This window comes from Alteromonas sp. AWJ4_199 (assembly GCF_056159165.1).
Window position 1 is genome coordinate 69,335 of sequence record NZ_JBSWUR010000004.1, and the last position, 22,907, is coordinate 92,241.

At 43.8% G+C, this 22,907-nt stretch carries 17 protein-coding genes; 11 read left to right on the top strand and 6 right to left on the bottom strand.

Features of this window, described 5'->3' with window-relative positions; translation table 11 throughout:
- The first annotated feature begins 136 nt into the window (after window positions 1-136).
- The 5 genes from mnmA to ACXAER_RS18695 all read left to right on the top strand — a co-directional run bounded on the left by mnmA (window position 137) and on the right by ACXAER_RS18695 (window position 5,069).
- A complete protein-coding gene (mnmA, locus tag ACXAER_RS18675) occupies window positions 137-1,264 on the top strand; it encodes a tRNA 2-thiouridine(34) synthase MnmA (RefSeq protein ID WP_474807061.1) in 1,128 nt (375 codons plus the stop codon).
- On the top strand, window positions 1,264-1,890 hold the full coding sequence (gene hflD, locus ACXAER_RS18680; RefSeq protein WP_334058349.1) for a high frequency lysogenization protein HflD: 627 nt from the start codon (window positions 1,264-1,266) through the stop codon (window positions 1,888-1,890). Before mnmA ends, hflD begins: the two co-directional genes overlap by 1 nt.
- 13 nt (window positions 1,891-1,903) lie before the next feature.
- A complete protein-coding gene (purB, locus tag ACXAER_RS18685; RefSeq protein WP_474831829.1) occupies window positions 1,904-3,271 on the top strand; it encodes an adenylosuccinate lyase in 1,368 nt (455 codons plus the stop codon).
- A gap of 163 nt (window positions 3,272-3,434) precedes the next feature.
- Window positions 3,435-4,601 carry a cupin domain-containing protein gene (locus ACXAER_RS18690; protein ID WP_474831832.1) on the top strand — a complete coding sequence of 389 codons (1,167 nt, stop codon included), beginning with the start codon at window positions 3,435-3,437 and terminating at the stop codon, window positions 4,599-4,601.
- Window positions 4,602-4,610: 9 nt separating this feature from the next.
- Window positions 4,611-5,069, top strand: a complete 459-nt coding sequence (locus ACXAER_RS18695) for a GNAT family N-acetyltransferase (RefSeq protein WP_474831835.1) — start codon at window positions 4,611-4,613, stop codon at window positions 5,067-5,069.
- Window positions 5,070-5,126: 57 nt separating this feature from the next.
- Here ACXAER_RS18695 and ACXAER_RS18700 read toward each other — a convergent pair whose 3' ends face one another.
- A complete protein-coding gene (locus tag ACXAER_RS18700) occupies window positions 5,127-5,543 on the bottom strand; it encodes a DUF4826 family protein (protein ID WP_474831837.1) in 417 nt (138 codons plus the stop codon).
- 412 nt (window positions 5,544-5,955) lie between these two features.
- On the opposite strand from ACXAER_RS18700, the gene ACXAER_RS18705 reads away from it, so the two are divergent.
- The 3 genes from ACXAER_RS18705 (at window position 5,956) to ACXAER_RS18715 (ending at window position 9,291) form a co-directional block, all read left to right on the top strand.
- Window positions 5,956-6,171, top strand: a complete 216-nt coding sequence (locus ACXAER_RS18705; protein ID WP_474831839.1) for a PGPGW domain-containing protein — start codon at window positions 5,956-5,958, stop codon at window positions 6,169-6,171.
- 355 nt (window positions 6,172-6,526) lie between these two features.
- On the top strand, window positions 6,527-7,033 hold the full coding sequence (locus tag ACXAER_RS18710; protein WP_474831842.1) for a (2Fe-2S)-binding protein: 507 nt from the start codon (window positions 6,527-6,529) through the stop codon (window positions 7,031-7,033).
- Entirely contained in the window at window positions 7,030-9,291 is a 2,262-nt protein-coding gene (locus ACXAER_RS18715; RefSeq protein WP_474831844.1) for a xanthine dehydrogenase family protein molybdopterin-binding subunit, read from the top strand. Before ACXAER_RS18710 ends, ACXAER_RS18715 begins: the two co-directional genes overlap by 4 nt.
- A 716-nt stretch (window positions 9,292-10,007) precedes the next feature.
- Here ACXAER_RS18715 and ACXAER_RS18720 read toward each other — a convergent pair.
- On the bottom strand, window positions 10,008-10,157 hold the full coding sequence (locus ACXAER_RS18720) for a hypothetical protein (RefSeq protein ID WP_156964778.1): 150 nt from the start codon (window positions 10,155-10,157) through the stop codon (window positions 10,008-10,010).
- A gap of 304 nt (window positions 10,158-10,461) precedes the next feature.
- Window positions 10,462-12,834: a phosphoenolpyruvate synthase gene (gene ppsA, locus ACXAER_RS18725; protein WP_474831846.1), complete on the bottom strand. Its 2,373-nt coding sequence runs from the start codon at window positions 12,832-12,834 to the stop codon at window positions 10,462-10,464.
- A 271-nt stretch (window positions 12,835-13,105) separates the two neighbouring features.
- Between ppsA and ppsR the strand changes: the two genes are divergently transcribed.
- Complete coding sequence (ppsR, locus tag ACXAER_RS18730; RefSeq protein WP_049586695.1) at window positions 13,106-13,918, top strand: posphoenolpyruvate synthetase regulatory kinase/phosphorylase PpsR; 813 nt, start codon at window positions 13,106-13,108, stop codon at window positions 13,916-13,918.
- 78 nt (window positions 13,919-13,996) lie between these two features.
- Here the strand turns inward: ppsR and ACXAER_RS18735 are convergent, their stop codons facing one another.
- Window positions 13,997-14,908: a hypothetical protein gene (locus tag ACXAER_RS18735; RefSeq protein ID WP_474831850.1), complete on the bottom strand. Its 912-nt coding sequence runs from the start codon at window positions 14,906-14,908 to the stop codon at window positions 13,997-13,999.
- Between the two features lie 279 nt (window positions 14,909-15,187).
- Here ACXAER_RS18735 and ACXAER_RS18740 point away from each other — a divergent pair, with 279 nt between their 5' ends.
- Window positions 15,188-15,652 (top strand): hypothetical protein, encoded by a 465-nt coding sequence (locus ACXAER_RS18740; RefSeq protein WP_474831852.1) that lies wholly within the window; start codon window positions 15,188-15,190, stop codon window positions 15,650-15,652.
- Between the two features lie 80 nt (window positions 15,653-15,732).
- On the opposite strand, the gene ACXAER_RS18745 is transcribed toward ACXAER_RS18740, so the two are convergent.
- Complete coding sequence (locus ACXAER_RS18745) at window positions 15,733-17,721, bottom strand: tetratricopeptide repeat-containing sulfotransferase family protein (RefSeq protein WP_474831854.1); 1,989 nt, start codon at window positions 17,719-17,721, stop codon at window positions 15,733-15,735.
- A gap of 176 nt (window positions 17,722-17,897) precedes the next feature.
- Window positions 17,898-20,600, bottom strand: a complete 2,703-nt coding sequence (locus ACXAER_RS18750) for a TonB-dependent receptor (protein WP_474831856.1) — start codon at window positions 20,598-20,600, stop codon at window positions 17,898-17,900.
- A 322-nt stretch (window positions 20,601-20,922) separates the two neighbouring features.
- On the opposite strand from ACXAER_RS18750, the gene ACXAER_RS18755 reads away from it, so the two are divergent.
- Window positions 20,923-22,893 carry a BCCT family transporter gene (locus ACXAER_RS18755; RefSeq protein ID WP_474831859.1) on the top strand — a complete coding sequence of 657 codons (1,971 nt, stop codon included), beginning with the start codon at window positions 20,923-20,925 and terminating at the stop codon, window positions 22,891-22,893.
- Window positions 22,894-22,907 lie beyond the last annotated feature (14 nt).

The window sequence follows — 22,907 nt, forward strand, 5'->3', positions numbered from 1 at the left end:
GTTGCAGCTTGCATAGTAGCTTGGTGGATAGCGGCTTGGTGGAATAGCCCACCCAATGAGTTAGTGTATTGGCAAATTCATAAATATGTTAATGCATGACCCCATTAACAAATAAGGTTTCTTTTTTATTAATCAAATGAGTGTGCAATCTGTAGTGAGTGATATTGAATCTAACGCCAGCAAAAAAGTGATCGTCGGCATGTCCGGCGGTGTCGATTCGTCTGTTTCAGCCTATCTGCTTCAACAGCAGGGATACCAGGTTGAAGGTCTTTTTATGAAAAACTGGGAAGAAGATGATAACGATGAGTACTGCGCCGCTGCGGAAGATTTAAAAGATGCGCAAGCGGTTGCTGACAAGCTAGGCATTGAGCTGCACACCATCAACTTTGCTGCAGAATACTGGGATAATGTATTTGAGTATTTTTTAGAAGAATACAAAGCAGGCCGAACGCCTAACCCAGATATTATGTGCAACAAAGAAATTAAGTTTAAAGCGTTTCTTGAGTTCGCTGCAGAAGATCTTGGTGCAGACTATATAGCCACGGGACACTATGTTCGCCGCCGTGAGGTAGACGGTAAATGGCAGATGTTGCGCGGTCTCGACAACAACAAAGACCAAAGTTACTTCTTGTATACGCTAGGTGAAGAACACGTTGCTAAAACCCTTTTCCCTGTGGGTGATATTGAAAAACCACTGGTGCGTAAAATTGCTGAAGAGCAAGGGCTTATTACCCATGATAAGAAAGATTCAACAGGGATCTGCTTTATCGGCGAACGTAAGTTTAAAGACTTCCTAGCCCGCTACCTTCCAGCGCAGCCTGGCGTTATCGAAACCGCAGAAGGTGAAGAAATTGGGCAACACGAAGGTTTGATGTATCACACTTTAGGTCAGCGTAAAGGCCTTCATATTGGCGGTTTAGCTAAATACGGTGATGACCCTTGGTATGTGGTAGATAAAGACGTTGCCCGCAATGTTCTTATTGTTGGTCAAGGTGCCGATCACCCTCGCCTTTATTCAAAAGGTTTGGTTGCCAAGCAGCTACATTGGGTAGACAGAAAAACACTCAATGAGCCTATGCGCGCGGTGGTTAAGACGCGTTATCGCCAGGCGGATATCCCTTGTACTATTACACCAACTGAACACGACACCATAGAAGTAGTGTTTGACGAACCACAAAAGGCGGTAACACCTGGCCAGTCGGCGGTATTTTACAGTGAAGAGGTCTGCCTTGGCGGCGGTATTATTGAGAGTTACATTCGCTGATGCTAGATACCGATATAGAAAATAATTTGGCCCTAGCTGGGGTATGTCAGGCTGCTGCGCTAGTGCAGCAGCTAGCCAGACGAGGCTCTGCTGAAAACGAAGCCATTGAAGCAAGTTTATCAAGCATACTGGTTACCGACCCTGAAACTCCTCAACAGGTGTTTGGGCAACTGTCTAATCTAAAAACCGGTTACACTACTCTTGCTGCGCAATTATCTGACAAACAAGCAACAAAAGACACAGAGCTAACCCGCTATATCGCAAGCATCTTAGGTCTTGAAAGAAAGCTAGCCAGAAAGCCTAAAGCTATGCAGGAACTCGGTGAACGCATTTCACATGTTCAGCGCCAGCTTGCCCACGTAGACTTTCAAAATCCGCAAATTGTTTCCTCATTAGCCAGTATTTACAGCGATATTATCAGCCCGTTAGCTCCGCGTATTCAGGTGGCGGGCAACCCAGACTATTTGAGCCAACCTGCTAATCAGCACAAAGTACGTGCCCTTTTACTTGCGGGCGTAAGGGCTGCGGTGATGTGGCGTCAGATGGGCGGCAAACGAAGAAATATATTATTTAAACGCAAACACATTCTTAACAGTGCTGTTAAAGCACTACGATTAATAAACTAGTGAGGAGCTTAAGGTGGAACTGAGTCAGTTAACTGCAATTTCCCCTGTCGATGGTCGATATGCTGGCAAAAGCGTAGAATTACGCAGTATTTTCAGTGAGTACGGCTTGTTAAAATACCGTGTAGAAGTAGAAGTACGTTGGTTACAAATGCTTTCTACTAACCCACAAATTGAAGAAGTTCCTGCCTTTTCAGACACGTCAAATGCACTACTAGACAAAATAGTAGTGGAATTTAGCGTTGAAGATGCGATGCGCATCAAAGAAATTGAGCGCACTACAAATCATGACGTAAAAGCTGTTGAATACTTCCTTAAAGAGAAAGTAGCAGACAACAGTGAGCTTTGTGCGGTTAACGAGTTCATTCACTTTGCATGTACGTCTGAAGACATTAACAACCTTTCACACGGCCTAATGCTTCGTGAAGCCCGTGAAACGGTTATTCTACCTTACTGTGACAAATTAATCGAAGCGCTAGTAGAACTTGCTAAGCGTTATCAGAATGTACCTATGATGGCCCGTACCCACGGTCAGCCAGCCTCTCCTACTACTATGGGTAAAGAGATGGCAAACGTGGCTATTCGCTTGAAGCGTCAGCGCAGTCAAATTGCGGGCGTTGAACTGCTTGGTAAAATTAACGGTGCTGTGGGCAACTACAATGCACATTTGTCTGCCTATAAAGATGTAGACTGGCACGGCGTTTCAGAAAAGTTCGTTACCTCACTTGGCCTTACCTGGAACCCGTTCACTACGCAAATCGAGCCTCACGATTATATCGCTGAAATGTTTGATGCTATTGCCCGTTTTAACACCATACTTATCGATTTCGATCGTGACGTTTGGGGTTACATTGCACTCGGTCACTTTAAACAAAAGACTGTTGCTGGCGAAATCGGTTCTTCAACCATGCCGCATAAAGTTAACCCTATCGATTTTGAAAACTCAGAAGGTAACTTAGGTCTGGCTAACGCTATATTTGACCATCTCGCTGCTAAACTGCCAATTTCTCGCTGGCAACGCGACCTAACTGACTCAACGGTTCTTCGCAACCTTGGTGTAGGTGTGGGATATGCAGTTATTGCTTATCAAGCCACACTAAAAGGTATTAGTAAGTTAGAGGTTAACGAGCAAAGCTTGCTTAACGAGCTAGACAATAACTGGGAACTATTAGCAGAGCCTATCCAAACGGTAATGCGTCGTTACGGTATTGAAAAGCCTTATGAGAAACTTAAAGAGTTAACGCGTGGCAAGAAAGTTAATGCTGAGGTTATCGCTGAGTTTATCGATAATTTAGACATGCCAGATGCCGCTAAAGCCGAGCTAAAAGCCTTATCGCCGGCAACTTACATTGGTGATGCAATCAGGCTGGTAGATCAGTTATAAGGGTTAACCCTTTCCACTACACTAAAAACGCGGTCAAAAGTACCGCGTTTTTTATACCTACTTTTTATTCATTTTTTAACCGGGTCTAAATCGCGCTTTGTATATTTATCGTTATCGAGTTTAACGAAAGAAACACTAAAATGGCCTACAAAAACGAGATGCTATGAGCACCAACGACAATACGTACTTTATTGATGCACAAACAGGTACAGGCTTTAATGCCGAAGCTTTCTTAAAGCACTACTGGCAACAAAAACCTGTGGTAATAAAGAATTTTTTTCCAAACTTTGCAGATCCTATAGATGAAAACGATTTGGCAGGGCTCGCACAAGAGTCAGATGTCGACGCTCGAATCATAAGTAATGAACAAGGAAACTGGCACGTTGAACAGGGGCCAATTAGCGACTTCGAGAAGGCATGCAAGGGTAAATGGACGCTACTTGTTCAAGGCGTTGATAAGTATGTACCGGACGTTGCGCCAATTCTCGCACCTTTTTCTTTTGTTCCTAACTGGCGACTAGACGACCTGATGGTAAGCTTCGCTACCAATGGAGCTGGAGTTGGGGCTCACATAGACCAATACGATGTGTTCCTTGTACAAGGTAAAGGAAAAAGGCGCTGGCGTGTAGGTAAACCTGCAGACTACAAAGAAGTGTGCCCACACCCGAAACTAAGACAAATTGAAGGTTTTGAACCCGTTATTGACGTTATTTGTGAACCTGGCGATGTGGTATATGTGCCGCCGGGCTGGCCTCATGATGGCGCTACGATTGAAGACAGCTTGACCTACTCGGTGGGCTATCGCGCGCCGGACAACCTGCAATTGGCAGAAAGCTTGGCAATGATGCTGGATAAAGGTGCTGGAAATTACCGCTTTACCGATGCTGGCAGAACAATACAATCAAGCAGCGCATTAGTGAATGCTAGCGATGTTGCAGCACTAAAACAGCAACTGATAGACGCTATTAATAGTGAAGATTTCACGTACTCCCTTCTAGAAGCAATGAGCGAACAAGGGGTTCCGGAATTCCCTCTCGACGATGAAGTCACCTTAGAGCAAATTTCAAATGAATTCGCAGCAGGGATTAGCTTTGCTCCAGCGCCTGGCATTCGCGCTTTAATTTGTGATGGCAAACGTGGCTTACCACGCGCGCTTTATGTAAACGGCAGTCAATTCACGTTTACGAAAAGTGACCAAGAATGGTTTGAAGTGCTAGCATCGGGTGCCGTTTTGAACGCAACATGCTGCCAAGATGCGCCTTCTTTTACATTTTTAGAAACCTTAACTACACTTGTTAATAATGGTTATTGGGAATGGGCCGAGGATTAACAGGAAAATATGGCGTTTACTATACAAAACGTCGATTGGGAAAAGGATAAACATCGACTTAAAGCACTTAGGGAACATGTATTTGTTTTAGAATGGCAAGTACCGGAAGCTATCGAGTTCGACGAACACGATAGCTCGGCGTGCCATGTGCTGATAGTCAACGACCAAAACGAACCCATTGCCACGGGGCGCTTGACGAAAAAAGGTGAACTTGGCCGTATTGCCGTTAAGCGCTGTCACAGAACACTTCCTGTTTACCGCGCTTTGTTTGGCGCTTTAGTTGCAGCAGCTAAACAAAATAACCTTCCCATAATCAAAGTTATCTGTAATTTGGAAAGTGTGTCGTATCACCAATCTATTGGGTTTAAACCGGACGGAAACGTGTTTATGGACGCAGGCGTTCCCAGACAAAGGCTTCAATGTCCGGCAGAGCGATTTCCTCTGCCAGACGTTACCCAGCTTCACTAGCTCGCTTGTTACCTAGCGCAACCCAGCGCGACATAACCTGGTTGTAAGCCTTGCTTGTTACGCCCAAAGCTCTGGGGTGTTTTGCATGGCAAACAAATTCTCTGCTCTATTGATTAAGAGTGCACCAAATTCTTTTTGGCTTTCATCAGCGCCCTCAGCGTTAATCAAGTTTTCAGCTTTCATTTGCCAGTGCATAGCAAAATGACGTAAAACTTCTTTTGCATCTTTCGCGTTGTCTATAGAAGTATAATCAGTAGGTAAATCTCCACTTATTACCCAGTAAAGTTTTCCGTCCATTGCTCTAATCTTCCACACGGCTAGATACGGCATTAAGTAACGGCTCTCTTCAGTAATAACGGTGTCAAACAATACACCATTTTCTGCTAGAAACTTGTTAGCTTTCTGAAACTGCTCTCTTACCCAATCTGCGCGCTCTTCTTCACTGATAGGTTGTCTTTCTTGTTGTTCAGCCATGATATATCTCTTTTTTATATTTTTTTTATTGCGCAAAACTTTGTTGCGTGAATTCCCAAGCAATACACGCGCTATAGTTTGCGGTTTTAAACCGTTCTTTTTTCAAAGAACCCTAAGGTATAGCGCTAATTACTACTTTGTCTGTACCCCTTTGTACTGTATTTCTAGCACGCTTTCCACCGCATTCGGCTTGATCATTAGACTTGGGCTTTTAAACGATTATTTATTCAACAATGCGAGGATTACTTTGTGTTTGCCCTTTGATAATAGCCCTTCAATATTATTTTCTAATATTGAAATAGGCGTCCACCCATACTAAACGGGCACAAACATTTACATTTTTATTATTGGCAAACCGTTAAAGTTGAGCGACACTCAAAGACATTAAATGTTTTAAGGCGAGTTCAGGCAAATGCGTATACTAAGACTTACTCTGGGAGCAATTTTATTTGTTGGCGGAATTGTTTTAACTTTACTTCCTGGCTCTATCTTTTTTGTCGTAGCAGGTTTAGTACTGTTGAGTTACGACTGGCCTAGAGCACGTGGCTGGCTTAAGTATAGTCAGCGAACAATGACAATGAGCGCACGTAAAATAGACCGTTTCCTTCTTATGCGAAAGCTTAGATAGCGCTTACCTAAGTATTTCTACCCCATTCGCATACTCGCTTCGCTCATTCAACTCTACATACCTCTTACTTCAAAAGAGTGTCTAGCGCGATTCCTTCGTTATTTTGTCGCAGACACCTAACATTTAATCTTATGTAAATGCGTAACGCTGCAATGCGTGTTAACGTAATTTAAATAAACAATTGCGAAGCCTTTAATAATAATAGTAGTGGCATATATCTCTGCATGTTCAGCATCTTAGATAGTTCGTATCATCAGGCAATGTAACCGTATAAGTATGAATTCTGTAGTGTGTTCAAATAACGCAGTACTGCTTGGGTAGTTCATGTTTATCGCTTACCTATGGAGACAAGACCATGATCACGTTTACCGTTAATGGTAACAAACACGAATTTTCTGGTGACCCATCAACACCAGTGTTGTGGTACCTTCGTGACGAATTAAACCTTACAGGACCTAAGTTTGGCTGTGGTATGGCGCAATGTGGCGCGTGTACTGTTCACATTGACGGTATGGCACAACGCTCTTGCGTGCTGCCTGTTTCTGCCGTTCAAGGCAGAAAAATTACCACCATTGAAGGACTTAGTGAAAATGGTGACCACCCTGTTCAAAAAGCATGGGTAGAACATAAAGTACCACAATGTGGTTTCTGTCAATGTGGACAAATCATGCAAGCTGCCAGTCTGTTATCGACCAACCCAACACCAAGCGACGAAGAGATTGTTCAGAACATGTCTGGCAATATCTGCCGGTGCGGCACCTACCCTCGCATTCATAAAGCCATTAAGTCAGCATCGAAATCAATGACCGGCAATGCAGGTGTTAGCTACTTTGACCCAACCAAAGCGGGAGAAGAAGCATGAGTCAGAATACCTATTTCGATATGAATCGTCGCGGCTTTTTAAAATCGACAGCTGCAGCAGGCGCTCTAGTTCTTGGTACTTACTTTATGGGCGGTGCTCCTCGCGCTATGGCAGGCGTGTTGGCTAAGCCAGCAGAAAACGCTAAGCGCGCAAACCTGTTTATTGCACTTCGCCCAGATGGCATGGTTGAAGTAACCTGTCACCGCAGTGAAATGGGTCAGCAAATTCGTACCGCAATTGCTCAAATCGTGGCAGACGAAATGGAAGCGGCTTGGGATAAGGTTATTGTTATTCAGGGCAAAGGCGACCCTAAATACGGTGACCAAAACACCGATGGTTCCCGTAGTATCCGCTTTAATATGCAGCGCCTACGTGAGATGGGCGCCAGCGTACGTTATATGATGCAACATGCTGCAGCCAAGCGTTGGGGTGTTGAGCCAAATACCTGTGTTGCCGAACAGCATGTGGTAACACACACTTCAGGTAAAACCCTTGCTTATAAAGACTTAATTAATGGCGCACTGACTATAACGCCGCCAGAAACAGATACGCTTACCCTTAAAGACAGGAAAGAATGGCGTTATATTAATACGGGTATGGCGCACATCGACCTTCAAGATATTGTGACCGGTAAAGCAACCTTTGCAGCAGACGTTCGTGAGCCTAAAGCGCTTGTTGCCATTATTGAGCGCCCGCCTGTAGTGGGTGGAAAAGTAAAAAGTTTCAACGCAGATAAAGTGAAAGCGGTTAAAGGTGTGGTTGACGTTATTGAAATGCCTGCGCCTAAAGGCGCACCACAATTCCAGCCTAAAGGTGGTATTGCAATTATTGCAAACAACACATGGGCGGCGTGGCAAGGCCGTAAGGCACTAGAGGTATCTTGGGACGATGGTTCCAACGGCGACTATAACTCAGCGAACTTTAAAGAGCAGCTACTTAACACCGTAAATACACCTCAAGCGCTTGTTAGAGAAAAAGGTGATGCGGTAAGCGTTTTAGAAAAGGCCAGCGACAAGTTAATTGCCGACTACTACGTGCCGCATTTAGCACAAGCCCCCATGGAGCCGCCATGCGCGACAGCCATGTACTATAAAGATCGCGTTGACGTATGGGCAGCAACACAAAACCCGCAGGCTGATATGGAAACTGTGGGCGCTATGGTTGGTATGGACAAAGAAAAAATCAATGTTCACGTTACCATGCTAGGCGGGGCATTTGGTCGTAAGTCTAAGCCTGATTTTTCTGCTGAAGCAGCATACCTTTCAATGAAAACGGGCAAACCAATTCGCGTTCAGTGGACACGTGAAGACGACATTCAGCACGGTTTCTATCATGCAGTGTCGGCTCAGCATGTCGAAGCGGCGTTAGATGAAAATGGTAAGATTGACGCATACCTTCACAGAACTGCGTTTTCTCCTATTGCTTCAACCTTCCAAGAAGGTGCAAACGCGCCGTTTAGCTTTGAGCTAGATTTGGGCTTTACTGACAACCCTATTCTAACGCCAAATATGAAGTTAGAGCGCGGTGAAGCACCGGCAAAAGCACGTATTGGATGGATGCGCTCGGTATCAAATATCTTCCACGCGTTTGCTGTTCAGTCGTTTATCAATGAAGCGGCGCACAAGGCAGGTAAAGACGCGAAGGATTACCTATTAGAGGTTATCGGTCCTGACAGAGTTCTTGATGTTACCGAGCAAAAAGCCGAATACAACAACTATTGGGGTGATAAATCTGTTTATCCACTGGATACAGGCCGCCTGCGCAATGTTATTGAGAAAGTGGCAGACATGGCTGGTTGGGGTCGAGAGATGCCAAAAGGCCGCGGCCTTGGTATAGCAGCGCACCGCAGCTTCCTAACATATGTAGCCACGGTGGTGGAAGTTGAGGTGTCTGACGCTGGCGATCTTAGCGTGATTAAATCATGGGTAGCCATTGATGCAGGCACTGTGGTTAACACTGACACGGTGAAAAACCAGACTCAGGGCGGCTCAGTTTACGGTATTACTACTGCCATTAGTGACGGTATTACTTTTGATAAGGGCCGCGTACAGCAGAGTAACTTCCACAACTACCGTGTACCGCGTATGAGCGATTCACCACTAGAGGTCGAAGTTGAAGTTATTGAAAGCGATGCCCCTCCAGCAGGTGTGGGTGAGCCAGCTACACCTGTTTATGCCCCGGCACTTTGTAATGCCATTTTCGCTGCTTGCGGTAAGCGCATTCGACAGTTACCTATCGGTAACCAGCTAAAAGCATAAGCACTTAAATAACCCGCACCGCCACGAGGTAAATCTCAAAACCGTGCTTTAAGTATTTAAAAAGGGTAAACGCATCATGTGTTTACCCTTTTTTGTAGGTGCATTTTATACCACTTTCCGTTCTCTGCTTGTTCCGTTTTGCTATGCCGTTTTCCTATGAAGCTTACCAACGCCTTCTGCGTGGGAAATTATCTATTCAAAATAGTACAAGATTCACTTTGGACGCTAGACATAGACTCGTTTTTTCGTTTATCTAGGATCAAACTTTAATGACAAAGCTCAGGATTTTTTAAAACACTTCAAGGATGAGAGTAAAGACAGTAAAGGTTGTAGATACTTAAGCAAAAGCAAGCGAGAGAGATAACGATGCACGCAACGAAAAGATGGATGAAAATACCATAGCTTGCGTAAGCAAATACTGCACAAATCAAACCGATGGTGAATTCTACGAGTGCTGCTTCACAAAGGGTTCTTATATTAGTGATTACTGGTTGAGCAAAAAACTTGAACCGATAAGCCATTTTTCTTCCCTTCCCTGCATCTAAAATATTGCTAACGTTATTCAATCACACTAGCACATAAATTGAACATCAAGGAAAAAAGCTTTACCTGGTAAGACCAACCAAAAATGAAAGTCGAAATGTAGACTTTCAGAATTTCATTTCAACCAAACAAAAAACTCGGACTATTAAAGCCCGAGTTTAGCGACTAGGAAATTACTCGTAGTTACGTTCCATCCACATCAGCTGCATTTTAAGTTCATTAATTTCTTTTTGTGCTTGCGCCAACTGCTCTACCACCGAGCCTGATTGCATAACATTTTCTTCGGAAGTGTTTACTGAAACTGCGCTGTCATTATGTGCCATGAGAATTCAACCAAGTTATTTATTAATGAAAGATTCAAAGTGAAAGTCACTCTGTAATATTACAATTTTAATTACACAAAGTCATGTTTTCTGCACACAAAAATGTATACTTTTGCTAAATAACCATAGTTTTTTTGAGGAATGTAATACGCTACTTTAATAACCTAAATCTTCGCGTAAATTGAGTAACAAGCAATAAAAAAGAGACCCGAAAGTCTCTTTTAAAAGTCGTTACAGCTGGTTCTAAATTAAGACTAACTATGAGCCAAACGTTTATCTAATTAAGAACCATCACGTTACGCCATTAACCGTGCTTTTCTGCAAGGTATAGCCAAGTTTCTACAACTGTATCTGGGTTCAGTGATACAGAATCGATCCCCTCTTCCACCAACCACGCTGCGAAATCTTCGTGGTCAGACGGGCCCTGGCCACAAATACCTACGTATTTACCACGCTTCTTCGCTGCCTGAATTGCCATTGAAAGCAATGCTTTAACTGCTTCGTCGCGCTCGTCAAACAAGTGCGCAATAAGGCCGCTATCACGATCTAGACCTAGGGTTAACTGCGTCAAATCGTTAGACCCAATAGAGAAACCGTCGAAAATGTCTAGGAACTTATCTGCAAGCAGTGCGTTTGATGGCAGTTCACACATCATGATAACGCGAAGGCCGTTTTCACCTTTCTTAAGGCCCTGCTCTTCAAGAAGTTCGATAACTTTACGACCTTCTTCTAGCGTGCGAACAAACGGGATCATGATTTCGACATTGGTTAAACCCATTTTGTTGCGAACCCGTTTAATTGCTTCACATTCAAGAGCAAAACAATCGCGGAAATCTTCAGAGATGTAACGGCTTGCACCACGGAAGCCCAACATTGGGTTCTCTTCGTCAGGCTCGTATTGATAGCCGCCAACCAAGTTGAAGTATTCGTTCGATTTGAAATCTGACATACGAACGATTACTTTTTCTGGCGAGAAGGCTGCACCAATAGTTGATATACCTTCTACCAATTTCTCGATGTAGTATTCCGTTGGCGATTCGTAGCCTGCAATCATGTCGCTAATTTCTTCTTTCAGCTCTTCTGGCTGGCTGTCGAAATTAAGCAGTGCTTTAGGGTGCACACCAATCATGCGGTTGATAATAAACTCAAGGCGAGCAAGACCAACACCCGCATTTGGCAAGCGAGCAAAGTCAAATGCACGGTCTGGGTTACCTACGTTCATCATCACTTTTAGCGGTAGGTCAGGCATTGCATCAATACGTGATGTCACTACGTCAAACTCAAGTTCGTCACCGTAAATGAAGCCTGTGTCACCTTCAGCACAAGACACAGTGATTTTATCGCCGTTTTTGATGCTGTCAGTGGCGTTACCACAACCAACCACCGCTGGAATGCCTAACTCACGTGCGATGATAGCCGCGTGACACGTTCGGCCACCACGGTTGGTAACAATAGCAGAAGCCTTCTTCATGATAGGCTCCCAATCAGGGTCTGTCATGTCAGTTACCAGTACATCACCCGCTTGGATTTTGTCCATCTCTTCAATTGAATCAAGTACTTTCGCTACACCAGCACCAATTTTGTGACCAATTGCGCGGCCTTCAACAACGATGTTGCTTTGACCTTTTAATTGGAAGCGCTCAATGCTTTGTGAGTCTTCACGGCTACGTACCGTTTCTGGGCGAGCCTGTACAATGTAAAGCTTGCCGTCTGCGCCGTCTTTGGCCCATTCAATGTCCATAGGACGCTTGTAGTGCTGTTCAATAATTTGTGCCTGCTTAGCAAGCTCCATTACTTCATCGTCTGTTAGTGAAAAGGTTTTGCTGTCAGCTGCATCAATGTCAACGATAGAAACTTGCTTACCGTGAGCTTCATCGTCTGAATACACCATCTTAGTAAGCTTGCTGCCAAGGTTACGACGAACGATAGCAGGCAAGCCTTTATCTAGCGTTGGTTTGTGAACGTAGAATTCATCAGGGTTAACGGCACCCTGTACCACCATTTCACCTAAACCAAATGAACTGGTGATAAATACAACGTCTTCAAAACCAGATTCTGTATCGATAGTAAACATAACGCCTGATGAAGCGATGTCACTACGCACCATACGCTGAATACCAGCAGATAGCGCTACACCTTTATGGTCATAACCTTGGTGGACACGATAAGAAATAGCGCGGTCGTTAAATAGCGATGCGAAAACGTGCTTAATAGCTACAAGCACGGCTTCATATCCTTTAACGTTTAGGAAAGTCTCTTGTTGACCTGCGAATGACGCGTCAGGCATATCTTCTGCGGTAGCCGAAGAACGCACAGCAAATGACGCTTTTTCACCTGCATCGCCCTGTAGCGTAACAAACGCAGTTTTAATTTCTTCTTCTAATTTGCCCTGGAATGGCGTGTCGATGATCCACTGGCGAATGTTCTTACCTGCTTCGGTAAGGGCATTTACGTCATCCACGTCTAATGAATCTAAAACTTCGTGGATACGCGCTTCTAGACCGCTTTGTTCTAGAAACTCATTAAATGCTTCGGCGGTGGTAGCAAAACCACCCGGCACCTGCACACCGGCGTTCGCCAGGTTTGAAATCATCTCGCCTAATGATGCATTTTTGCCGCCTACGCGACCCACATCATGCATGCCCAGTTCTTGATACCAAAGTACGTATTCTTGCACAGCCCAAGCCTCCAGCTTTTTTATGTGTAGGGTATGAGGTTAATTTCAGGTATGTGCTTTTTATCACCTGAAACTCATCAAATTGTTGCCGATATGTGGTGAGAACCACTTTTAACGCTGTCCATTACGTTTGACAGCAAACCTTTGAAATTTGCCGTCATTCACAAGAACCGTGTAGCTTTTCGACGAAATCATCTTAGAATGGGGAAATTCAGAAAGTAAACCCTTTATTACTTTTGTAATAAAATTACACCAATGTTAAGGATATGTTGTGCGCACAGCTTTTTATATTTCAGATGGTACAGCCATCACCGCAGAGGTCTTTGGCCACGCCCTGCTTTCATTGTTTCCCGTTTCTTTCAATCACAACACTATTCCTTTCGTTGAAACTGAGGAACAAGCTCACAAAGTTTTACAGCAAATTTCTGAAAGTTTTCAAGACACCGGAGAAAGGCCGCTCGTTTTTTATACAATTGTGAATGTAGATATTCGCAAAATAATCTCTAAATCCGTGGGCATTAACTATAACTTTCTCGATCAATTCGTCGCACCATTAGAAAAAGTACTTGGGGTTCCCTCTAAACCAGAAAAACATCGTACACACAGTATCCACGAAACTACTTACGATATAAGAATTGAAGCCGTGAACTACGCGTTGGCCAATGATGACGGTTCTAACCTAAAAGACTACGACGAAGCCGATATCATACTTACCGGCGTGTCGCGTTCTGGTAAAACCCCAACAAGCCTCTATTTAGCGCTTCAATACGGTATAAAAGCAGCTAACTACCCTTTCACCGAGGAAGACATGGGAGACATGCTAAAGCTCCCTCCTGCTTTGCGTAGATTTAAACATAAGCTTTTTGGGCTAACGATTGCAGCGGATAGACTCCATCAAATACGTTCAGAGCGCCGTGCAAACAGCAAATATGCATCGCTGCCACAATGTCGAATGGAGCTTCGTGAAGTAGAGAACTTATATAGAAAAGAAAAGATCCCGTTTTTAAATAGCACTAAATATTCTATTGAAGAAATTTCGGCTAAGATTCTGGCCGAGACCGGGCTCAAGCGCCGTAAGTATTAGTGAATCTAACTATTGGTAAACAAAAAAGCGTGCCGCAATGTGCATTTTGCCTGCCGCTAATCGAAATGAACCTAACGATCAATGCGGTGCGTTATCTTTAACCAATTTTCTGTAGCGCGAAAGCTGTAAAGATGGAAGCCCATCAACAGATATTTGCTTGAGCCAACGTCTCGCTTTTTCAGGGTCGTTGCCAAGCGTAGCGTTTTCCGCTATCCGTAACTTAATACTGTTAATTTGAGCGATATCATTCGCTTGCTCCGCACATGCTAAACCATTCAGGAAAGCCTGTTCTGCCTCCTGATAATTCCTATTGTTGCGAAGCGCTACAGCGTAATTGCTGTAGGCGATAGCTTGCTGTTGATAATCGGGTAGCTTCAACGCCCAATGTAATGATTTAACTCGATATTCAATATGTTTTAGATTGTCGCCTTCTTTCAATGCTACGTGCCCAAGTTCAGCAAACATTTCTTGGTAGAAAACAGGGGCATCGTAGTTTTCCCCCTCAAGTTGTTTGGCAAAGTCCTGTGCTTCTTTCGTTTTACCTAGTACGGCTAGAAGATTTAGAACCCTTATACCCACTTGTGGAGACGGCATCTTTTCATATTGTGCTCTCAAGCCCGTCAAAGATTTAGTTAACGCTATTCTTGCTTCCTGTTCTCGGCCACTGGCCCGTAGCCACTTACCGAAAAACAGAGAAACTAATGGCTTGTACTCTGGTATGCCGTTCAAATTTGTAGCTTCAAGCCAAGGTCTTAGAAGGGCATAAAGCTCATCATAACGTTGAAAGTTAAATAAGATATCAAACCTTCTTGCTTGAAGGTCCCACCATGGCGGTGTGTTCTTATCAATTAGAGATTGCTGTGCTCTGATTTTCGATAAACATTCGTCGACACTTTCCTGGCAAAGAGGCTGAATATCTCTAATCGCGGAGTTTGCGGGAAATATAAAAAACGCCAGGAATAATAGAATGGTGGCTAATGGAAATTTCATTATTACTACTGTAATACATTTATTTTTCGCGAATTATAGGTTAAAAGCAGTTCTTATAATAGTTAGTGAATGCGCCTAATTTCTAAGTTAGGCAGCTCAAACTGAAGACGTCTACTATAATCATTTAATCAATACTTCTTCCCTATCGAATGCTTCGTGACCTTTCGCTGATAGCAATTATCTATCACGGGTAAACAGTTACATCTCATTGATTAAACGTTATTGTTAGGACACTAGCGATACAATATAACATAACTAGTTATTTAAGGAGTTAACGTCATGTTTACAGAAGAGATGGTTCATACAGCATTACAGACGTGGTGCGACAATGTAGTAGCGGTAGGTAAAGTACACGCCGAAGGTGGCGATGTAAAAGCATTCGCTTCACAAGTGCTGTCAGAAAACTATGACTATGACAATGGAAAAGTACTGTTTAAACCTACACTTACGTTTGGTTCACAGACATTTCGCCCGACTAAAGAAGGCGCTTTGTCTTATTTCGTAGGCGGTAATAGTGACTATCCGAACGATAATGGCTTTAAACTAAAGCCATGGGTGAAAGTTTGGTATAGCAAAGAAGACTTTATCTTGAACGGTGAGCTTGCCATTGTTCAGTGTAACGTACACTTTATCGGCGAAGACGACAGCCATATTTTTGTAAACAAGAGCTTTGTTTTCAAACAATGTGAAGACGGAAAAATACGCATTATTCTTCACCAATCTTCGCTACCCTATCAGCCTTAAAAGGCTGTTGATACGTTTTAACTAATTCATAAAAAGTCATGGCTTAGAGACAGCCATGACTTTTTGTTTTTGACTATCACTTAATTATTCGTCTTCGACGTATCTCTACCTAGCGCTTGTTCAAGCTCAGCTAAATAGTTTTCGAAGGGTCTCCACTGCCCCATACCTGTTTTATAAATAGGTTGACGAACCTGTTCCGAACTTGGAGTTTTAATGACTCTTTTGGTTTTATGAAACGCTAAGCACGCTTCTTCAAAGTCTAACCCACAAAAATCAAGAATGCGTTTAACCTGCCCTTCTAAATCATCCAGAACATCTTCGTGCTGTACAGTAAGAATGTCGCCAGGCAGCACACTATGCCAATGATCCATAAGCTGTTCATAGGCATTATAGTAACGACCAATATCGCTAAGCGAATAGCTAAATTCTTGCCCTTCACCGAATAACTGTTTGAAGCCGCTGAAACAACAGTCCATTGGGTTTCTGCGTGCATCAATAATTTTAGCGTTAGGCAGTATCTTTTTAATTAAGCCAATGTGAATGAAGTTATTGGGCATTTTGTCAATGAAGAGCGGCGCACCTTGTCGATAGGCTTGGGTTTGCTGAATATATTGCTTACCTAGTTTTGACAGTGTCTCTTCGCTCAATGCTGATACATTTAATGGGTAAGGCGTAGTCTGATGACTAAGTGACGACGCTATCCCTAATATGTCATGCAGTTCCATCGTACCGTCCACTTGAGAATGCGACGCGAGGATTTGCTCTAGTAGGGTTGAACCAGCCCGAGGAAGACCAACAATAAAAATAGGAGCGGACGCCTGGCACCCTTGCGCTTTGTCAAAGCTTTCCTTTGTATAAGCCTGCTGCTGAGCCTGTAATGCCTTCTCAGTTTTAGCAATATCAAACTGTAGCGTACGCTTTTTAAGACTATTGCCTCGCGCGTAGTACTCAAACGCGCGGGAGGCATTCGCTTTGTCTTCAAACCCCTTTCCTAATGCAAAGCAAATATGAATTTCATCATCCAATTTTGTCGCATCAGCATCTACCAGCGCGACCATTTGCCTAAGCAGGTCATCACTAAACCGATAGGTTTTTGTGTTCGCTAAGCTCCAGTACGCATCGCCAAAGTCCTTTTCAAATACAATGGCTTTTTCATAGGCCTGTATCGCTTCGTCAATATCACCTTTAGCTTTTAGGGCATGCCCAAGTGCTACCCAAACTGCAGGCCTATCCTCGCTATCTTTTAATAACTCTTTATAAAGGTCAATGGCTTGCTCTAACTCACCAATACCAACCAGCGCGTGCGCCAAGCCTACTTTTACAGTGAAGTTGTCTGGTGATTGCCTTAGTCGCTTGTTCGCAACAGCCGCGGCATCAGGAAATTTACCCAGTTTAGATAACAGGTTTTGGTAGGCAGCGGCAGCTCTGTCATTTTCTGGGTATAGCGTTACGCAGCTTTCTAATAGAAATTCAGCGTCGCTATATACTTTCAATTGAATCCCAATTTCGGCAAGTAACATCATTGCTTCAGGGTGATGCTCATGACTAGCTAGAAATTGTCGACATACTTGTTCAGCTTTGTGCAATTGCCCTTCGTGCATTAGATCTGTCGCACCTAATAACGGCTTGGGCAAAGATGTCAGAAATGCAATTTGCTGCTGACAAAGCGCTAGTGCTTGTGTTTGATCATCTGCTTTATACATTTTTTCAAGCTGAAGCCACGCCGTTAATAACGCTGGGTTGAATCGTGTAGCCTGATAAAAACTATGCGCAGCCTTTTTGCGATCAGAAGCCAAGTAACAGTAGCCCTGTTCTTGGTAAGCCCGGGCGTAATTTGGGAAGTATGCAATGAGTTCATTTAACGTTTCGATGGCGCTGCTTACATCAGCCAATAGACGGTATGCTACCGCTTTTAAATATAGCACCTCTTTAAGGGTGTTTTGGCTTACCCCCAACGGGTCTTTAGCCCGTCGAAGTATGTCGTTGCATCCAGAAATGACGGCCTGATGCTGTGATTGCATAAGCCCTTGCTTTAACTGCTGTATTTCTTTTTGTTCTTCTTGTGTCATTAAAAACGCCTGTTTTTAAATTAGCGTAAAAACAAAAAACGGCGAACTCATAGAGCTAGCCGTTTCAAAATTGGGGGCGAACACACCTTCATTTACTTAAAACTTATGAAGGCGTGTTGCCCCGGCACCGTTGTGTGCTAATCGTAAATCGCCAATTTAGCCTTACTAACTTAACCTTAATAGTAATCGTATGAGAAACGAAGGCCAATAGTACGCGGCCTATTTGTTACTACCTTAGGCGTGAACTGCTGCGTATCAATATTTAAAATTGCACGCTCATCAAACACGTTATCAATGTAAAGTTCGGCTTTCCATACGTCGTTTGTTACACCAACAGCAAGGTTCGTCAGAATATACGACTCCTGTACGTAGCGGCCACCACGGAATGTTTCACCATTTGAATCGGTATAAGTTACCCCTTCAAACACGTCAGCTTCTTGTTCAATCTTAAGACCTGAACCTGTGCCGTAAATAAGCGACGTTGCATCTTCCATTACATAGGCATCCATCACCATACCTGCTAAGCGATCACCAGTGTAGCTTACAGAGCCGTTTACATACCCACGCTTATCACCCTCAAGCTCGAAGAAATAACGTGCATTAATGTTTCCAGAGAATTTCGCTGAGTATGGAAGCTCTGAGCCAACACCAGCCGCTATACCTTCAAGTTCTGAGTTTACGCGAGTTAATTCGGTATCTAATACGCTGAAAGCAGCATTAATAATAAGGTCATCAGTAGCAAGCCACGTCATGTCAGCATCAATACCTTTGATCTCTGCATCGCCTACATTGTCGGTGAATACCAAGAACGAGATGTTAGTGGGGTCGAAGCGCGACGTTTGCAGTTCTTCAATTTCAGAATAATAGGCCGTAGCGTTTACTCGGAATTGACCATCAAAGAAGTCACCTTTAAGACCCAATTCGTAGTTATCTAGCGTATCCGTTGTTGAGTATACTGGAATACGGAAGTTTTCAAATTTACCAGACTGATTCGTTGCAAGGCCACCACCAACACGGTTAGTAACCGGAGGTCGGAAGCCTTCTGAGTAGTTAGCGAATAGTAATACATCTTCGTTAACCTTCCAGTCTAGCGAGAACTTAAAAATAGTGTCGTCAACGGTTAGCACGCCGTTGTCGTCTAACAGGTCTACCTCTAACTGCCCGCTTTGAATAGCAGCTGCTACTGCATCAGGGTCTAGTCCAACGGCCGCAAGCTCGTCTGGGTCTTGTGTACCGAATGCACGAATACGTCGCGTTACGTCAACGGTTGACGTTGAGCCCACGTAGATATCATCGATTTCATACCAACGTGCGCCAATACTTGCTGTAATCGTGTCGGTAATATCATACTCCAGCTGACCAAATACAGCGATTTGTTCAATGGTATGCGTGATATCGTTAATAAAGCTCACTTCAGAAGGGAAAGGGCCACCATCACTATTAATGCCTTCATTTCCTACTAGGGTGCGTTGAAGGTTATCAAACCCGAATGTCGTCATTTCTGTGTTGGCAATCTTAAACTGCCCAACAGTTGCAACTTCTTGTTCGTCATAGAACAATCCAGCAGTCACGCGCCATGGCGTATCCATGGTGGTATTGAAACGAATCTCGTGAGTATTACGGGTAGAAGATGTGTCTTCTTTATAATATTTGGTGGGGTCTAAGCAGCGCTCGTCTGCGGCGTTATCAGGCGTATCGTAGTGGTTACACACGTAATACGCAGAGAATAAGCCACCGTTTGTATAGCCTGTATAGTCCGCTAGCGTATCAATTTCGCGGTCTAAATAACCACCGGTATATACCACGTTTAGTTTTTCTAAACGCCCTTCAAGCGTCCACGTCGTTAAACCGAATTCGTCTTTGTTCTCTTCTTGCTGGAAACGCAGCGCAGAGCTTTCACCTTCAAGCGTAGGGTCGTAGGCAAATACACCTTCTGTGTCTAATGTCTGTTGGGTGTGCTGTACAAGTAAGTCCCAGTCGTCATTAAAATGATAAGACAATCCAAAACGTGCACCTGTGTACATCGCATCATTGAAGTCTTCTTCGACAAGGGCATCGTTTTGTGGAGAAACAACGGCCGCTTCGGTATTAGAATTGATATTGGGGTTGGTAATTCTGTTTGCGTCCATGCCCACCGGATCTGCTAATGGACCACCTGAGATGCGGTCAATAACCACAGCACTGCCAATGTAGCCACCCTCGCCCGGCACATTCATGACGTTGTCTATCCAACCGCCTTGTTTGTCGTTGTACGCGGCAACACGAACAGCTAGGTCGTCGGTAAGCGGCATATTGAAATACGCTTGTACCGAGTTGCTCATTTCACCGTCTTTAGTAAAACCGATGTTGGTATCGAAACCTGCAGCGAAACTCGTATGCTCAGGTTTATTGGTGATTAAACGAATAGTACCCGCCTGAGAACTAGCGCCGAACAGCGTGCCCTGTGGCCCAGGAAGTACCTCTACACGTTGAACGTCTGTAGCGTAAACATCTAAATTACGCCCAGCCATTGATACAGGCATTTCATCAAGATAGAAGGCAACGGATGGCTGAAGCGCCTGTACCGAAGACAACATAATATTAGATTGGGTTGTTGCAGCACCGCGAATGTAGATTTCATTCTGTCCTGGACCTGTGCCCTGAAATACCACGTTAGGTAAGAATTCAACATAATCTTGGAAATTGTCTATCCCAAGATTTTCCAGTGCTTTTCCGTTAAGTGCAGTCACCGCAACAGGAACGTCTTGTATAGATTCGCTTCGTTTGGTGGCGGTTACTTCTATTGTTTCAAGTTTAGCAGGCGCGTCTGATTCTTGCGCAGCCAGAGAGGAGGATGCCAGTGCAGCGATGATGGCACAGCTAAGCTGAGTTTTTCGCATTTGTGTGTGTTTCCTTCAATTGTTTTTTATTCTTCGGACTGTGTTTACTTCATACACATATCAAAAAGATCATACATTACAATACAACAACTATAATTAATTACTACACTAATGATTAATATTTAACCAAAATGTAGTAAATAATAGCAGAAAGTCTAATATTAAAAGGTATTTTAGAAGACCCTGAGCGCTAGGCAATGAGTGAAATTTAAAAATACATATAAATCGAATTATTTCATCTGATATTTATTAAAAGTGTTCCATGCTGTATATTTCGCCGTAATAACCTAAGTTGAAATAAAAGGTGAAAGGAAATTACTGCGTGATTGAGAACGAAAAGAAATCTCCACTCAATAAGCCGGTGTTTATAACGTCTTCTGCGTTAATCATCTGCTTACTAATCTTCGCTGCGGGTACGCCCGAACTTGCAGACTCTGTCTTCCAAAAATTACAAAGTGTAATTGTTTCAAATGGCAGTTGGTTTTACGTTCTAACCGTTACTATCATTGTTCTAGCAGTGGTGTATTTGGGCATGTCTCGCTATGGCGAAATTAAGTTAGGGCCTGACCACGCCACACCAGAGTTTAGTTTCGGTACTTGGCTCAGTATGCTGTTTGCTGCAGGTATGGGCATTGGGTTAATGTTTTTCGGTGTAGCTGAACCGTTAATGCACTTTATGTCTCCGCCCACGGCACAGGCAGAAAGTATAGATGCCGTGCGCGAAGCGATGAAAACGACCTTCTTCCATTGGGGTATACACGCGTGGGCTATTTACGCAGTAGTAGCACTCATACTCGGCTATTTTGCCTACCGCCAAAACTTACCCTTAACCCTTCGCTCTGCACTTTACCCACTTATCGGCGATCGTATATATGGCTGGCCTGGTCATGTGGTAGATATATTTGCAGTAACCTCAACGGTGTTTGGTATTTCTACGTCGCTTGGCTTTGGCGCTTCGCAAGTTAACGCGGGCTTTAACTATCTGTTTGGTTTGCCCTCTAATACTGGTGTTCAAATTGCCATTATGGCAGGCGTAGTTGGTCTGGCGGTTATTTCGGTAACTACTGGTCTAGATAAAGGTATTCGTCGCCTTTCAGAAACCAACATGGTTCTGGCTATCATTTTACTGCTAATTGTATTGTCGTTAGGTCCAACGGTATTTTTGCTACAGGCCTTCATGCAAAACACAGGCGCATACTTGTCTGACATAGTACGAAACACCTTTAACTTATACACCTATGAGAAAACCGACTGGATTGGTGGCTGGACTATCTTCTATTGGGGATGGTGGTTAGCATGGGCGCCTTTCGTAGGTCTATTTATAGCGCGTATCTCGTTCGGCCGAACTATTCGCGAATTCGTTATGGGCGTTCTACTTATCCCTTCTGCGTTCACGCTATTTTGGATGACCGTATTCGGTAACGGTGCTATAGACCAAGTATTAGTGCAAGGAAAAGACGTACTGGCACAAATGGTTAACGACGATACCTCCGTTGCGTTATTTGTATTCTTAGAACAGTTTCCATTTGCGTCAGTTCTTAGTTTTATTGCCGTGCTTATGGTAATTATATTCTTTGTAACCTCGTGTGATTCTGGCGCAATGGTAGTCGACATGCTTTGTTCCCACGGTGAAAACGATACGCCGTTGTGGCAACGCGTGTACTGGGCGCTTGGAGTAGGTATAGTCAGTTCAATACTTCTTTATGCTGGCGGACTAGGCGCACTCCAAACAATGACAATTGCAGCTGCCCTGCCATTTGCTATTGTGCTGCTCATCGCTATTTCCGGTTTGCTAAAAGCACTGAGGATTGAGTCTTACAAACGAGAAAGTCTGCAGGTAATGGCTGGTACGCCTTTACATAACGATTCAGATAAAAACTGGAAAGACCGATTAGAAAACATCGTTACTTTCCCAGATGAAAATGCGGTTCGCCGATATGCAAACAAGGTGGTGATGCCTGCACTAACGGAAGTTGGTGAAGAGTTTAAGTCTCAGCAGTTTGATATAAAGATTGAAGACACTGCCGAAGCACTTATTCTGACCGTTGATATGGGTAACGACCCAGAATTTATCTATGCGGTATACCTAGTGCCGACAGAACAGCCTGAATTTGGTCCAAGCGATACAGCAACACTGGACGAAAACAAAAAGGCAACGTACTATCGCGCCGAGGTTCACCTGAGTGAAGGTGGTCAGAACTATGACATTATGGGTTGGTCGAAAATCTCAGTCATTAATGACGTAATCGATCACTACCATAAGCACCAACATTTTATTCATTTGCTTAAGTAACCAACTGGTTACGC